This window comes from Streptomyces sp. NBC_00386, assembly GCF_036063235.1.
Classification (GTDB): Bacteria; Actinomycetota; Actinomycetes; order Streptomycetales; family Streptomycetaceae; genus Streptomyces.
In genome coordinates this window covers 1,670,972-1,685,743 of the sequence record NZ_CP107950.1, presented here as the reverse complement: position 1 = coordinate 1,685,743, position 14,772 = coordinate 1,670,972, and the positions used below count along the sequence as shown (strand labels likewise).

Annotated in this window: 10 protein-coding genes and 1 pseudogene; 7 read left to right on the top strand and 4 right to left on the bottom strand. The window is 72.2% G+C overall.

Annotated elements, in window-relative coordinates:
• Nucleotides 1-42 precede the first annotated feature (42 nt).
• The 3 genes from OG780_RS07255 (at nt 43) to OG780_RS07245 (ending at nt 2,728) form a co-directional block, all read left to right on the top strand.
• Nucleotides 43-1,128: a helix-turn-helix domain-containing protein gene (locus tag OG780_RS07255; protein ID WP_328445845.1), complete on the top strand. Its 1,086-nt coding sequence runs from the start codon at nt 43-45 to the stop codon at nt 1,126-1,128.
• Between the two features lie 35 nt (nt 1,129-1,163).
• Complete coding sequence (locus OG780_RS07250) at nt 1,164-1,643, top strand: macro domain-containing protein (RefSeq protein ID WP_328445843.1); 480 nt, start codon at nt 1,164-1,166, stop codon at nt 1,641-1,643.
• 152 nt (nt 1,644-1,795) lie between these two features.
• Nucleotides 1,796-2,728: an adenosine kinase gene (locus tag OG780_RS07245; RefSeq protein ID WP_328445841.1), complete on the top strand. Its 933-nt coding sequence runs from the start codon at nt 1,796-1,798 to the stop codon at nt 2,726-2,728.
• Between the two features lie 145 nt (nt 2,729-2,873).
• On the opposite strand, the gene OG780_RS07240 is transcribed toward OG780_RS07245, so the two are convergent.
• Nucleotides 2,874-4,373, bottom strand: coding sequence for a M1 family metallopeptidase (locus OG780_RS07240; RefSeq protein WP_328445839.1), 1,500 nt, complete (start codon nt 4,371-4,373; stop codon nt 2,874-2,876).
• 182 nt (nt 4,374-4,555) lie between these two features.
• Here OG780_RS07240 and OG780_RS07235 point away from each other — a divergent pair, with 182 nt between their 5' ends.
• On the top strand, nt 4,556-6,514 hold the full coding sequence (locus OG780_RS07235) for a Xaa-Pro dipeptidyl-peptidase (RefSeq protein ID WP_328445837.1): 1,959 nt from the start codon (nt 4,556-4,558) through the stop codon (nt 6,512-6,514).
• Nucleotides 6,515-6,631: 117 nt separating this feature from the next.
• Here the strand turns inward: OG780_RS07235 and OG780_RS07230 are convergent, their stop codons facing one another.
• Nucleotides 6,632-7,594 (bottom strand): FAD-dependent oxidoreductase, encoded by a 963-nt coding sequence (locus OG780_RS07230; RefSeq protein ID WP_328445835.1) that lies wholly within the window; start codon nt 7,592-7,594, stop codon nt 6,632-6,634.
• Nucleotides 7,595-7,660: 66 nt separating this feature from the next.
• Between OG780_RS07230 and OG780_RS07225 the strand changes: the two are divergent.
• Both OG780_RS07225 and OG780_RS07220 read left to right on the top strand, forming a co-directional pair.
• Nucleotides 7,661-8,146 (top strand): annotated as a pseudogene (locus tag OG780_RS07225) (oxidoreductase); the annotation flags it as partial.
• A gap of 134 nt (nt 8,147-8,280) precedes the next feature.
• Nucleotides 8,281-9,921, top strand: coding sequence for an ABC-F family ATP-binding cassette domain-containing protein (locus tag OG780_RS07220; RefSeq protein ID WP_328445833.1), 1,641 nt, complete (start codon nt 8,281-8,283; stop codon nt 9,919-9,921).
• Nucleotides 9,922-10,055: 134 nt separating this feature from the next.
• On the opposite strand, the gene OG780_RS07215 is transcribed toward OG780_RS07220, so the two are convergent.
• Both OG780_RS07215 and OG780_RS07210 read right to left on the bottom strand, forming a co-directional pair.
• Nucleotides 10,056-12,464 (bottom strand): Tex family protein, encoded by a 2,409-nt coding sequence (locus OG780_RS07215; protein WP_328445831.1) that lies wholly within the window; start codon nt 12,462-12,464, stop codon nt 10,056-10,058.
• 145 nt (nt 12,465-12,609) lie between these two features.
• A complete protein-coding gene (locus OG780_RS07210) occupies nt 12,610-13,476 on the bottom strand; it encodes an SCO6745 family protein (protein WP_328445829.1) in 867 nt (288 codons plus the stop codon).
• Nucleotides 13,477-13,588: 112 nt separating this feature from the next.
• On the opposite strand from OG780_RS07210, the gene OG780_RS07205 reads away from it, so the two are divergent.
• Nucleotides 13,589-14,542 carry a GlxA family transcriptional regulator gene (locus OG780_RS07205; protein ID WP_328445826.1) on the top strand — a complete coding sequence of 318 codons (954 nt, stop codon included), beginning with the start codon at nt 13,589-13,591 and terminating at the stop codon, nt 14,540-14,542.
• The last annotated feature ends 230 nt before the right edge of the window (nt 14,543-14,772 follow it).

Genomic DNA, 14,772 nt, shown 5'->3' with positions numbered 1-14,772 from the left:
ACCGACGACATCGCCGGCCGTTCGGTCGGTGATGATGAGGGGGTGACGTTGAGGATCGATATCAGTGGCCCGCCGTCCGGGCAACTGCGGTTCGCCGCCTCCCCGCTGGCCGAGCTGACCGCGATGCTGCACGTGCTGGCCCAACCCGGCCATCATCCGCAGCTCGCCGACTGGGCCGGGGACGTCTGGGCCGGGCTGCGGCCGGAGTTGGCCGAGCGGTTGCGGGAGGCGGACTTCCTCTGGCGTTCCTCACAGGCCGACTTCCTGGTCCCCGCCCGCCCTCGGTCCACCCTCGCCGAGGAGTTGGACGACGTGGACCGGATCGACGACGAAAGGTACGTGACCGCCGCACTCGTCACCACGTGCGGCAGCAGCCGGGTCCACTTCGGCGCGCCGTCGCCGCTCACCGACGCGACCGCGCGGGAGCGGGCCCTGGACCTGGCCCAGGCCCGCGGCGCGCGGCAGGAGGCTTTCGCGGAACGGCTGCTCGCGGACCCGGCCGCCGTGCGGGCCCGGGTGCGCCACACTCTCGAACAGTGCGGCGAGGCCTTCTTCGACGCCGCCTGGACGAACGTCGCCGTGCGACTGGCCACCGACCTGCGCGTGAAGAACGACCTGCTGAAGCGCCAGGGCATCGGGGCGGCACTCGCATCGGTCTCCGGCGCGGTCACCCTGTCCCCGGACGGTGACTGCATCGTCGTGGACAAGCTGCAGGACAAGGCGACCGCCGCCCACGGCGCCGGGGTCACCTTCATCCCCAGTGTCTTCGGCCGTCCACATCTGGTGGCGGTCCACGCGCCCGGGTGGCAGCCGGTGGTGCAGTACCCCGTGGCCGAGCCGATCCCGTCGGAGCCGGTGTCGCTGGAAACGGTCTCCCTACGGCTGGAGGCACTGGCGCATCCGGTACGGCTGCGGCTGCTGCGTACCCTGGCCCGCGGTCCGCACACCACCCGCGAGCTCGCCCATGCCTGGGAACTCACACCCCCGGAGATCTCCCGCCACCTCGCCGTCCTGCGCCGCGCGGGCCTGCTCACGACCCGGCGGCAGGGTCGTTACGTCCGGTACACCCTGAACCTGTCCGATCTGACAGCGCTGGGCACCGACCTGCTGGCGGCCGTGCTGCGCTGATCACCACTGTCAGTGGCGGCCTCTACGGTGATGTCATGTCGGAGATCATGTACGTCCGGGGTGATGCCACCGTTCCGTCGGTCAAGGGCGTCAAGCTGATCGCCCACGTCTGCAACGACATAGGGGGCTGGGGGAAGGGCTTCGTGCTGGCGCTCTCCCGCCGCTGGCCGGAACCCGAGGCCGCGTACCGCGCCTGGCACCGCGACCGCGCGGGCAACGACTTCGGCCTGGGCGCGGCCCAGTTCGTCCAGGTCGAGCCGTACGTGTGGGTGGCGAACCTGGTGGGCCAGCGGGGGATACGCACCGGCAGCAAGGGCGTGCCCGTGCGTTACGAGGCCATCGACGCCTCACTCGGACTGCTGGCCGACAAGGCGGTCGAGCTCGGGGCCTCCGTGCACATGCCGCGTATCGGGTGCGGCCTGGCCGGCGGCCGGTGGGCGCGTGTGGAACCGCTGGTCACCGAACGGCTCGTGCGTCGCGGCCTGGCGGTGACTGTGTACGACCACGGTGGCTGACCGGCGCCGGGATGCGGGCGGGTGACGGGGGACAGATCCCGGTCCCGGAGCCGACGGGGCTCGTGGAAGCGGGTTGCGGAAGTTTCTGCAATTCCTTGCGGTGATCGTCGGGGGCCTGGTTGACTCGCTGCTCGCGTCCGAGAGGGAGAGCCATGAGCCGCGAGACCGACGTCCTCGTCCTGGGCGGTGCCGGTGTGGACACCATCGTCCACGTCCCCGAACTGCCGTTGCCCTACGCCGACAGCTACATGATCCGTCCAGGCATCGAGACCCGCGCCGGGCAGACCGGCGACTTCGTCGCACTGGGCCTGCACGCACTCGGCCTGCGCACGCACCACCTCGACCTGCTCGGCGACGACCCCGAGGGCGACCTCGTGCGAGCCCTGCACCGCGACCGGGGCATCGCGCTCACCGAGGTCCCCCAGCCCGCGGGCACCAAGCGCGCGGTCAATCTCGTCGGCCCCGACGGGCGCAGGCTGTCCCTGTACGACGACAGCCGGTCGAGCGAGGCGGACCGGCTGCCCGAGAAGACGGTACGGGACCTGGCCGCGGCGAGCCGGCACGCCCACGTCTCCATCACCTACCCGTGCGCCTTCGCCCTGCCGGTCCTGCGGGAGGCCGGGGTGACCGTCTCGACCGACCTGCACAACTGGGACGGCGAGAACCCGTACCACGAGGCCTTCGCCTACGCCGCCGACATCGTGTTCGTCTCCACGACCGCCCTCGCCGACCCCGAGGCCACCATGCGGAAGATCGTGGAGCGGGGCCGGGCCGAGGTGGTCGTCGCCACCGCCGGTGCCGAGGGCGCGTACATGCTGGCCGACGACGAAGTGACCCACATCCCGGCGATCCCGCCCCGCACGCCGGTCGTCGACTCGAACGGCGCCGGGGACTCCTTCGCCGCGGGCTTCCTCTACGGCCGTCTGGCCGGCGAACCCCTCGGGCGCTGCGCCCTGTACGGCGCGCTGGCCGGCGCCTACGCCTGCACGGTGCCCGCGACCCGGGCGGACGCCATCAGCCGCGCGGAACTCCTCGGCCAGGTCGCGGAGTTCGACCGCCGGGAGGCCGAACCGGCGCGCTCCTGAAGGACAGCCGCCGGCGACGGCCGGGCCGCCGATGATGTTCTCCAGCACGGCCGCGGCCTTGGCCGGGCACTGTGGGCGTGCGACAGGTCCGCGCCCCGATTCGGCGGGGGACGCGGACCCGTGCCGCAGCCTGTGGGAGCGTGCCTCAGCCCGAGTGGACCGTGTCCGTCGCGGCGATCTTCTTCCACGACTTCGGCGGGACGACGGCGCCCTTCGCCGCGGCGGCCGAGGCCACGCCCGCGCTCCGCGCCGCGGGCGCCGCCGGCTTCGACGGCTGGAACAGCCAGGTGTCGAAGAGCGCCGCGAGCGAGGTACCGGACACCTGCTCGGCGTACTCCCGGAAGTCGGCGACCGACGCGTTCCCGTACGCGTGCTCCTTCGGCCACCCCTTCAGGATGGCGAAGAAGGCGTCGTCCCCGACCTCGTTGCGCAGCGCCTGCACCGCCAGCGCGCCCCGGTCGTAGACCGCGATGTCGAACTGGTTGTCGGGTCCCGGGTCGCCGGGAGCCACCGTCCAGAAGGCGTCGTCCGCGGGATGCGAGGCGTACACGTAGTCCGCGAGTTCCTGTGTCGTGCCCTCGCCCTCGTGCTCCGACCACAGCCACTGCGCGTAGCGCGCGAAGCCCTCGTTGATCCAGATGTCCTTCCAGCCCTTCAGCGACACGTCGTCGCCGTACCACTGGTGTGCCAACTCGTGCACGACCACAGAGGTGTTGGAGCCGTTCGCGAACTGCCGGGGGCTGTAGTACACCCGGGTCTGGGTCTCCAGCGCGTATCCGGTGGTGGTGTTGGGGACGTAGCCGCCGGCGCTGCTGAAGGGATACGGCCCGAAGTAGCCGCTCAGCCAGTCGACCAGCTCGCCCGTGCGCTCGACGCTGGCGCGCGCGGCCCCGTCGTTGTCGCCGAGATCCTTGCTGTAGGCGTTGACCACCGGGACGCCGCCCTCGGAGGTGCCGGTCGTGATGTCGAACTTCCCGACCGCGAGCGTGGTCAGATACGTGGCCTGCGGCTTGTTGGACCGCCAGTTGTAGCGGGTCCAGCCGAGCCGCGAACTCGTCGACTGGAGCGTGCCGTTGGAGATGGCCTGGGTGCCGTCGGGCACGGCCACCGACACGTCGTAGGTCGCCTTGTCGAGCGGGTGGTCGTTGCTCGGGTACCACCACCAGGCCGACTCGGGCTCGTCCGCCGCGACCGCCCCGTCCGGGGTGCGGTGCCAGGTCGAGAAGCCGTACGCGCTCTTCGTGGACGGCACTCCGCTGTAGCGGACGACGACCGTGACGGACGTGCCCTTGGCGAGCGGCTTCGCCGGGGTGATCTGCAGCTCGTGCTCACCGGAGGCCGCGAACGACGCCTTCACGCCGTTGATCCGGACCTCGCCGACATCGAGCAGAAAGTCCAGATCGAACCGGGACAGGTCCTGCGTGGTGGTCGCCAGGAGAGTGGCCGTGCCCTCCAGTTCGTCCGTCCCCGGCTGGTACGTGAGCCTCAGGTCGTAGTGCGAGACGTCGTATCCGCCGTTGCCGTAGGCCGGGTAGTAGGCGTCGCCGATGCCCGGCGTTCCCGGTGTGTAACTTGCCGCCGATGCCGGGATCGCCAGCAGCAGGGAGGCGGCGAGGGCGCCCGGGGCGATGAGTCTGCGGTGCACGTCAAGCTCCAAGTCGTGGGGGCATGAAGTCGGTCCGGAGCCTATTCAGTCCCTGGGGCCCCGGTCATGTCCACGGCCACCCCTGTCACACGATCGCCATTCGGCCGACATGAGTCACCCGGCCCCGATGGCCTGTCACCGACCCTCTGTCGCACAGGAGTCGACCGGGGTACGTTCCGCGCATGCCGATACCACTGAGCCGCATGCGCTTCATGACCTGGAGATCGCTCGCGACGGCGGCCGTCGCCGCCCTGATGGCCGCCTTACTCGTCCCGGTCGCCGCACACGGCGCCCCGAGAGAGAGCGCCCCGGTCTACTCGTACGAGAACGCGATCCGTGAGTCCGTCTGGGTCGACACCGGCCTCGACGGCGACAGCGACGGACGGCACGACCGCGTCGCCGTCGACATCGTCCGGCCCCGCGAACTCGCCCGCCAGAGGCACAAGATCCCCGTGATCATGGACGCCAGCCCGTACTACTCCTGCTGCGGGCGCGGCAACGAGAGCCAGAAGAAGACGTACGACGCGAACGGCCACGTCGTGCAGATGCCGCTGTTCTACGACAACTACTTCGTGCCGCGCGGCTACGGATTCGTCGGCGTCGACCTCGCCGGCACCGACCGCTCCGACGGCTGCGTCGACGTGGGCGGCCGCTCCGACATCCAGTCCGCCAAGGCGGTGATCGACTGGCTGAACGGCCGGGCCAAGGGCTACACCACGCGCACCGGCACCGCCACGGCCAGAGCCACCTGGACCAACGGCAGGACCGGGATGATCGGCAAGAGCTGGGACGGCACCATCGCCAACGGTGTCGCCGCCACCGGCGTGAAGGGCCTGAAGACCGTCGTGCCGATCAGCGCCATCTCCTCCTGGTACGACTACTACTTCGCCAAGGGCGCCCCGCTCTACGACTCCGGCCCCGACTGGCTGTCCGGTTACGTCGACAGCCCCGACGCCCGCGCCAAGTGCGCGGGCGTGCAGCGGAAGCTGGTCGACGAGGCGCCGCGCACCGGCGACTGGACATCACTGTGGACCGAGCGCGACTACGTCAAGGACGCCTCGAAGGTGAGGGCCAGCGTCTTCCTCGTCCACGGCATGCAGGACCTCAACGTCCGCACCAAGAACTTCGGCCAGTGGTGGGACGCCCTCGCGAGGAACGGGGTCGAGCGCAAGATCTGGCTCTCCCAGACCGGCCATGTCGACCCCTTCGACTTCCGCCGCTCCGCCTGGGTGGACACCCTGCACCGCTGGTTCGACCACGAACTCCTCGGCTACGACAACGGCATCGACCACGAGCCCATGGCCGACATCGAACGCCACCCCGACCAGTGGACGACCTCCGCCGTCTGGCCGCCCCGCACCACCGGTGCCACGACCCTGCGACCGGGTACGGGCGCGCAGCCGGGTGTCGGCACCCTCGGGCTCGGCCGCGCATCCGGCACCGAGACCTTCACCGACGACCCAGGGCGGAGCGAGACCGACTGGGCCGCCAACATCGACCGGCCGACCGCCGACAAGGCCGGTTTCACCACCGGCCCGCTCACCCGCGACCTGCGGCTCTCGGGCTCGTCCAAGGTGACCGTCACCGCCACACCCACCACCTCGACGGCCCACCTCTCGGCGGTCCTCGTCGACCTCGGCCCGGACACCATCCGCGACTACACGGGCTCGGGCGAGGGCATCGACACCCTTACCGACCGCACCTGCTGGGGCGCGAGCACGGCCGGCGACAGCTCCTGCTACAAGGTGACCGAGGCGGCCAGGACCGACGTCGGCCAGACGGTCCTCAGCCGCGGCTGGGCCGACCTCGGCAACTACGCCTCGGACCGAGGCGTTCCGCTCACCCCGGGGAAGGCGTACACCATCACGCTGGACCTGGCGGCCACGGACCACGTGGTCCCGAAGGGGCACCGGCTCGCGCTGATCGTCGCGGGCACCGACAAGGACCTCATCGACCCTCCCGCCAGTACACCGACCCTCACTCTCGACCTGTCCCGCACCTCGGCCCGAGTGCCCCTGGTGGGCGGCGCGGACGCGTTCGAGCGGGCGACGGCGGGCTCCGCGGCGGCACCGGCCGCGTCCGTCCTCGACGGCGTACGCGCCCCGCGCCCCGCGCACCGAGTCCCGGGGGAGGAACACTGACCCCTCACCCCTCACCCCTCACCCTCTGACCCTCTGACCTTCTGGTCCTCGGGCCCGCTGATCGGCCGGCCCGACGACCCTTCGGCCCGAAGACCTCCGGCCCGCCGCGGAGGGAGTTCAGACGGAGGCGGCCGGACCGACGAGTCCGGCCGCCTCCCGCGCGCATCCCCACGCCACGGTGACCCCGGCGCCCCCGTGCCCGTAGTTGTGCACCAGCACTTGTCCGTCCGGCCGGACCTCGCGTTCCAGCCGGACGGTTTCGCGCACCGGCCGCAGCCCCACCCGGTGACCGAGCACACGGGCTCCGGCGACCTCGGGACGCAGCGCCGCGCACCGCTCGACGATCCGCGCCGCCACCTCCGGGTCGGGAACCCGGGACCAGTCGTCCTCGTCCGTGGTGCCGCCGAGGATCACCCGGTCCGGCTGCGGGAAGACGTACGTCGTCGTCCCGGCCGCCGGGTCGGTCGAGACGAGCCACTCACGGATGCCAGGATTCTCGACGATCACGAGCTGCCCGCGCACGGGCCGTACGGCCGGGTCGGGCACGAGTTCGCGGGCGCCGAGGCCCGCGCAGTTCACGACGACCGGCGCGTCCGGCTCGGAGAGGTCCGTCACCGTCCGTTCCTCGACCGTCCCGCCCGCCCGCAGGAACCGCTCCCGCAGATGGCGCAGATGCACGGGCATGTCGATCAACGGCAGCCGCGCCCGCAGCGCGGTGCCCGGATACTCCTCGGCCGTCGCCGCGCGCAGTCCGGGTACCCGGGCCGCCCACGACCCCAGCTCGTCCAGCCGCGTCTCGCCCATGACCCCCTCGACCAGGCGTACGCCACTCTCCTCGGGCCGTGCCGCCAGCTCCTCGTACACGGAGAGGGACACGAGGGCCCACGTGCGGGCGAGCGCCTTCGGCGCGATGCGGTACGGCCACCACAGAGCCCCCGCAACGGCCGAGGTGGTCCGCTCGGCGGGCTCCCGTGCCCACACCCGGACCCGCCTGCCGGCCTCGGCCAGCACCAGGGCCGTCGTCAGGCCGACGACCCCGCCGCCGACCACGATCACATCACCGTTCCCGGGCTTCTCCATGCCGGGACGTTAGCGGAGCATGCCATGCAGTGGTCGCGTCACTCTCCGCGAGGGGATACTCACAGCATGTCCTCCGAGTACGCCACCTTCGGCCTGGCCCCGGCGATGCGTGCCGGTGGAGTCCTCACGGGCGGTGACCACCCAGTACGCCGGGACCTCGTCGACTTCATCGTCGACGGACTCCCGCTGCTGTGCCGGCTCTCCGGCCTCGACGCGGTCTCCCCGCTCGCCTCCGACGTACCGCCCGCGATCTTCACCGCGCAGGTGCGCAACCTGCTCCTGGAGGCGGACGCCCCGCTCGACGGGGGCAGGTACGTCATCTACGGCTGTCCCGAGTGCGAGACCGTCGAATGCGGTGCCGTCACCGCGGTCATCGAGCAGGACGGCGACGACTACGTCTGGCGGGACTTCGCCTGGCAGACCGGCGCACGGGCCGATCTGGAACGCAACGGCTACCACGGCATGGGGCCGTTCCGCTTCCACGGTCCCGGGTATCGCGCCACGCTGAACTCCCTGCTCGACGGTGGCCCGCGTTCCCGCCGCCGCGTTCTGGAGCGTGCCGGCGGAACCTGTGGCCCGTCTGCGGCCCCCGACCGGGCCGGACGGTGACCGGTGGCCCCGGACCCGGGGGCCGTGGAGATCGGCGGTGAGGGGGGCCGCGGCGGGCCGTTAAAATCGGCTCCCTGATGACTGCCACTCTCGTCGCCAAGAATCTCACCGCCGGACACGGCGACCGCGCGCTCTTCGCCGGACTCGACCTCGTCGTCGCGCCCGGCGACGTGATCGGACTCGTCGGCGCCAACGGCGCGGGCAAGTCCACGCTGCTGCGGCTGCTCGCCGGCCTCCTCGCCCCGGAACAGGGTGAGCTGCGGCTCTCCCCGCCCTCCGCGACCGTCGGGCACCTGCCCCAGGAGCCGGAGCGCCGGGAGGGCGAGACCGTACGGGACTTCCTCGCGCGCCGGACGGGCGTCGACGAGGCGCAGCGGGTGATGGACGCGGCGACACAGGCGCTCGTCGACGGAGCGCCCGGCGCGGACGACGCGTACTCGACGAGTCTGGAGCGCTGGCTCGACCTCGGCGGCGCCGACCTGGACGAACGTGCCGAGGAGGTCGCCGACTCGCTGGGGCTCGGCGTCGGTCTCGACCAGCTGATGACGTCCCTGTCCGGAGGCCAGGCGGCCCGGGCCGGACTCGCCTCCCTGCTGCTCTCCCGCTACGACGTCTTCCTCCTCGACGAGCCCACCAACGACCTCGACCTGGACGGTCTGGAGCGCCTGGAGCGCTTCGTCTCCGGCCTGCGCGCCGGGACCGTCGTCGTCAGCCACGACCGCGAGTTCCTCACCCGCACGGTCACCAAGGTCCTCGAACTCGACCTGGTCCAGCAGCAGATCACGCTGTACGGCGGTGGCTACGAGGCGTATCTCGAAGAGCGCGACACCGCCCGCCGGCACGCCCGCGACGACTTCGAGGAGTACGCCGACAAGCGCTCCGCCCTCGAAGGCCGGGCCCAGATGCAGCGCGGCTGGATGGACAAGGGCGTCAAGAACGCGCGGCGCAAGGCGAACAACGACAACGACAAGATCGGCCGCAAGTTCCGCAGCGAGGCCAGCGAGAAGCAGGCCGCGAAGGCCCGGCAGACCCAGCGCATGATCGAGCGGCTGGACGTCGTCGAGGAGCCCCGCAAGGAGTGGGAGCTGCGGATGGAGATCGCGGCGGCCCCGCGATCGGGCGCGGTGGTCGCCACCCTGCGCGACGCCGAGGTGCGGCGCGGGGACTTCACCTTCGGTCCGGCGACCCTCCAGATCGACTGGGCGGACCGGGTGGCCGTCACCGGCGCGAACGGCGCGGGCAAGTCCACCCTGCTGGGCGCGCTGCTCGGCCGGGTGCCGCTGTCCGCCGGCCACGCCACGCTCGGCTCCGGTGTGGTCGTCGGCGAGGTGGACCAGGCCCGCAAGCTCTTCCACGGTCCCGAGTCACTGATGGACGCGTTCGGCGCGGCAGTCCCCGACACGGAGCCCGCCGAAGTCCGCACCCTGCTGGCCAAGTTCGGCCTGAAGGCGGACCACGTCCTGCGCCCGGCGGCCACGCTGTCCCCGGGTGAACGCACGCGCTCGGCGCTGGCACTCCTCCAGGGCCGGGGCGTCAACCTGCTCGTCCTGGACGAGCCGACGAACCACCTCGACCTGCCGGCCATCGAGCAGCTGGAATCGGCCCTGGACTCCTACGAGGGCACGCTCCTGCTGGTCACCCACGACCGCCGCATGCTGGACGCGGTCCGTACGACGCGCCGCCTGGAGGTGGCGGACGGCAAGGTGACGGAGCACTGAGCCCCCGGGCCGGAAGCGGAAGCCGAGTCTTCGAGCCGGAAGCGGAGCTGACCTCGGGCCGCAAGGGAAGCTGAGCCCCCGGGCCGGAAACGGAAGGGGGCGGCCACCGAACGGTGGCCGCCCCCTTCCGCGTGTCAGCTCCGTCCCCGCTCGGGGCCGGTCAGGCCCGCGCGCCGCAGGGCGTCGGCCATGGCGCTGTTCGCCGGCGGCGGGGCCTGCCGGGAACCGCCCCCGGCACCGCCCCCCGCACCGCCGCCGCGGCCCTGGCGCTGCTGCTGACCACGCGGCTGCTGGCCGCGCTGCTGGGGCGGCCGTCCGCCCCGCTGGGACCGGCCGCCGCCGCCCTCGGCCTCCGGAGCCGCCGCCTCGTCGTCCAGCCGGAGCGTCAGCGAGATCCGCTTGCGCGGGATGTCGATGTCCAGGACCTTCACCTTGACGATGTCGCCGGGCTTCACGACGTCCCGCGGGTCCTTCACGAACGTCTTCGACAGCGCGGAGACGTGCGCCAGGCCGTCCTGGTGGACGCCGATGTCGATGAACGCCCCGAAGGCCGCGACGTTCGTGACGACCCCCTCCAGGACCATCCCGGAGGACAGGTCGGAGATCTTCTCCACACCGTCCTTGAAGGTGGCCGTCTTGAAGGCGGGCCGCGGGTCGCGCCCCGGCTTCTCCAGCTCCCTCAGGATGTCCGTGACGGTCGGCAGACCGAACTTCTCGTCGACGAAGTCGGCAGGCTTCAGCGAGCGCAGCACACCCGTGTTGCCGACCAGGGACGCGACCTCGCTGCCCACCGTCTTCACCATCCGCCGCACCACGGGGTACGCCTCGGGGTGCACGCTGGACGCGTCCAGCGGGTCGCTCCCGCCCCGGATCCGCAGGAAGCCCGCGCACTGCTCGTAGGCCTTGGGACCGAGCCGGGCCACGCCCTTGAGGGCCGTACGGGAGGTGAAGGGTCCGTTGGCGTCGCGGTGCGACACGATGTTCTCCGCGAGGCCGGAGGTGATGCCGGAGACCCGGGCCAGCAGCGGGGCGGAAGCGGTGTTCACGTCCACGCCCACGCCGTTCACACAGTCCTCGACCACCGCGTCCAGCGAGCGGGACAGCTTCACCTCGGACAGGTCGTGCTGGTACTGCCCGACGCCGATCGACTTCGGGTCGATCTTCACCAGCTCGGCCAGCGGGTCCTGGAGCCGGCGCGCGATGGAGACGGCGCCGCGCAGCGACACGTCCATGTCGGGCAGCTCCTGCGAGGCGAACGCGGACGCGGAGTACACCGACGCGCCCGCCTCGGACACCATGACCTTGGTGAGCTTCAGCTCCGGGTGCTTCGTGATCAGCTCACCGGCGAGCTTGTCGGTCTCGCGGGAGGCCGTGCCGTTGCCGATCGCGATCAGATCGACCGCGTGCTCCTTGGCGAGCCGGGCGAGCTTGGCGACGGCCTCGTCCCACTTGTTGGCCGGGACGTGCGGGTAGATCACGTCCGTGGCGACGACCTTGCCGGTCGCGTCGACGACGGCGACCTTCACGCCCGTACGGAAACCGGGGTCCAGGCCCAGCGTCGCGCGCGTGCCCGCCGGGGCGGCGAGCAGCAGGTCCCGCAGGTTCGCCGCGAAGACGTTCACCGCCTCGTCCTCGGCGGCGGTGCGCAGCCGCAGGCGCATGTCGATGCCGAGGTGCACGAGGATGCGCGTGCGCCAGGCCCAGCGGGCGGTGTCCGTCAGCCACTTGTCGCCGGGACGGCCGCGGTCGGCGATCCCGAAGCGGTGGGCGACGATCCCCTCGTACGAGGAAGGCCCCTCGGTGGCCTCCTCCGGCTCCAGGACGAGATCGAGGACATCCTCCTTCTCGCCGCGCAGCATGGCGAGGATCCGGTGCGAGGGCAGCGCCTTGAAGGGCTCGGCGAAGTCGAAGTAGTCGGCGAACTTGGCGCCCGCCTCCTCCTTGCCCTCGCGCACCTTGGCGGCGAGCCGTCCGCGCACCCACATGCGCTCGCGCAGCTCGCCGATCAGGTCGGCGTCCTCGGAGAACCGCTCGGTGAGGATCGCCCGGGCGCCGTCCAGGGCGGCCTGCGGGTCGGCGACGCCCTTGTCGGCGTCGACGAAGGCCGCCGCCGCGGCGATCGGGTCGACCGACGGGTCGCCGAGCAGGCCCTCGGCCAGCGGTTCGAGACCCGCCTCGCGCGCGATCTGCGCCTTGGTACGCCGCTTGGGCTTGAACGGCAGATAGATGTCCTCGAGACGAGCCTTGGTCTCGGCGGCCCTGATCTGCGCTTCCAGCTCGGCGCCGAGCTTGCCCTGCTCGCGTACCGAGTCGAGGATCGCGGCCCGCCGGTCCTCCAGCTCCCGCAGATAGCGCAGCCGCTCCTCGAGGGTGCGCAGCTGCGCATCGTCGAGCATCTCGGTCGCTTCCTTGCGGTAGCGGGCGATGAAGGGCACCGTCGAGCCGCCGTCGAGCAAGTCGACGGCGGCCTTGACCTGCCGCTCCCGTACGCCGAGTTCTTCGGCGATCCTGCCTTCGATGGACCCTACGAGGGGTGTCGTCACGATCCCGTACCGCCTTCTCCACTGAGGTTGCGCGGCAATTGTGGCAGGTGACACCGACATCGGGGGCTCAGGGAGGCACTCGAGGGGACCGCGCGCCGTGTCCGGACCCGGTCCGCGCCCGGCACACCCGCTCCGGCCCGGCCCTTCAGCCCTTGCCGGTCATCCCCTCCGGGAACGCGCCGGCGGCGAAGGCGGTCATCAGCAGACCCTTCGCGATCTCGGTGAGCCGTTCGACCCCGGCGGCGCCCAGGTGCTCGTAGGGAGCCCGGTCGAGGCGGTCCGTCCGGGCCTCGATGTCCCGGCGCAGCTCCGTACCGGCCGGCGTCAGCTCGCCGTCCGCGTCGAGCAGCCCGCGCTCCCGCAGCCGCCCCGACGCCGCCTCCCAGTCCTGCCGGGACCAGCCGCGTGTGCCGAGCACCCACCGGGGCGCCATGCCCTTGCCGGTCGCGGTGTGACTCACCAGGGCCTCCACCGGGTCGAGCTCCGCGTCGAGCAGCGCCGCGAGGTGACCGTCGCCCCGGTGCTCGCGCAGCAGGGTGGCCGCGTGCCAGAGCGCCAGGTGCGGCGCCTCGGGCACGGGCAGGTCCGCGTGAGCGGCGTACAGCGGGCGGAAGGCACGGGTGCAGGCCTCGGCCGCGCGCAGGGCGAGCTTCGCCGCCTCGGCCACCTGCTCGGACGCGATGACGTCCTCGCCGAGCAGCCGCCTGAGCGTCGCGTCCACGGCGCGCAGACGTGCCGCGAGCACCGTCTCCGGAGAGGCGGCCCGCCACACCGCGGGCACGTGCTCGGCGACCAGTTCGTGCCGGAAGTTGAAGAACGTCGCCGTCACCGTGCCCGTGCCGACCGCGCCCATCGCGGCGGCCCGCACCGCGAAGTAAGCGGTCCGCTCGTTCCCGATGCCGACCGCGGCCAGCTCACGGCCCAGATCGGGCGAGAAGTAGTGCGTCGAGTGCAGCGGATTGAGGACGTTGTGGCAGCGCCGGCCGGCGCGCTCCGGCAGTGGAGGGGTCATACCGCGCAGATTACCGACTGGTTGGTATGTCGTGAACTCCCGGCCCCGCTATGGCAGGAAAGGTGGGACCTTCGTCATTGCGGCCATGTGCCCACCGGTCGAGAATCGAGACATGCGAACGGTCCTGATCGTCCTCTTCGACGGCGTGCAGAGCCTCGATGTCACCGGCCCCCTGGAGGTGTTCGCGGGCGCCGAGACCTACCGCGGCGGCTCGTACCGCATCCGCACGGCCTCCCTGGACGGCTCCCCGGTCCGCTCCTCCAGCGGCCTCGTCCTGGTCCCGGACCAGGCGCTCGCCGACACGGCGGCCCCGCACACCCTGCTGGTTCCCGGCGGCAGCGGAACCCGGCGCCCGGATCCCCGTCTGATCGGCTGGCTGCGCGCCCACGGCCCGCGCGCCGAGCGCCTGGTCTCGGTGTGTACGGGCGCCGCCCTGCTCGCGGCGGCGGGCCTGCTCGACGGTCGTCGCGCGACGACCCACTGGGCCTACTGCGACAGCCTCGCCCGCGACCACCCGGCGGTCACGGTCGATCCCGACCCCATCTACGTACGCGACGGGAACGTGTCCACCTCGGCGGGCGTCACCTCCGGAATCGACCTGGCCCTCGCGCTCGTGGAGGAGGACCTGGACCGTGACGCCGCCCTCACCGTCGCCCGCCATCTCGTCGTCTTCCTCCGGCGGCCGGGCAACCAGGCCCAGTTCAGCGCCCAGCTCGCCGCCCAGACGGCGCAACGCGAACCGCTGCGCGAGGTCCAGCACTGGATCTCCGAGCATCCGGGCGACGACCTGAGCGTCGAGTCGCTCGCGGTCCGCGCCCGTCTCTCGCCCCGCCACTTCGCCCGTGCCTTCCGGACGGAGACGGGCACGACGCCCGGCCGCTACGTCGAGCGGGTACGGCTCGAACACGCCCGCCGTCTCCTGGAGGACACCACGGACGGCATCGAGGAGGTCTCCCGGGCCTGCGGCTACGGCACGCCCGAAGCCATGCGCCGCGCCTTCGTGAAGTTCCTCGGCTCGGCACCCGCCGAGTACCGGCGCCGCTTCCGGCCGGCTCCCACCGGCTGACGTCCCCGCCACCCCGCGCGGGCCGACACCCCGCCCTCGGTACGCCCTGCCCCGTTCCCCGGCCCTGCCCCACTCCTCGCCGCGCCCCATGTACCGGGCGGCTCCCTGACCCTGTTGGCACCCCGCAAGCCCGCGGCACATCCCTCAGCTCCCCGTGTGTGCCGGACGGCTCCCTGATGCCGCCGGCACCCACGCACCCGCAGCACACCCCTTCGCCGAAAGGACCCCCC

Excerpts from the sequence above, each read along its gene's own strand:
- OG780_RS07250 (WP_328445843.1), top strand. The coding sequence starts at position 1,164 with ATGTCGGAGATCATGTACGTCCGGGGTGATGCCACCGTTCCGTCGGTC.
- OG780_RS07245 (WP_328445841.1), top strand. The coding sequence starts at position 1,796 with ATGAGCCGCGAGACCGACGTCCTCGTCCTGGGCGGTGCCGGTGTGGAC.
- OG780_RS07235 (WP_328445837.1), top strand. The coding sequence starts at position 4,556 with ATGCCGATACCACTGAGCCGCATGCGCTTCATGACCTGGAGATCGCTC.
- OG780_RS07230 (WP_328445835.1), bottom strand. The coding sequence starts at position 7,594 with ATGGAGAAGCCCGGGAACGGTGATGTGATCGTGGTCGGCGGCGGGGTC.
- OG780_RS07220 (WP_328445833.1), top strand. The coding sequence starts at position 8,281 with ATGACTGCCACTCTCGTCGCCAAGAATCTCACCGCCGGACACGGCGAC.
- OG780_RS07210 (WP_328445829.1), bottom strand. The coding sequence starts at position 13,476 with ATGACCCCTCCACTGCCGGAGCGCGCCGGCCGGCGCTGCCACAACGTC.
- OG780_RS07205 (WP_328445826.1), top strand. The coding sequence starts at position 13,589 with ATGCGAACGGTCCTGATCGTCCTCTTCGACGGCGTGCAGAGCCTCGAT.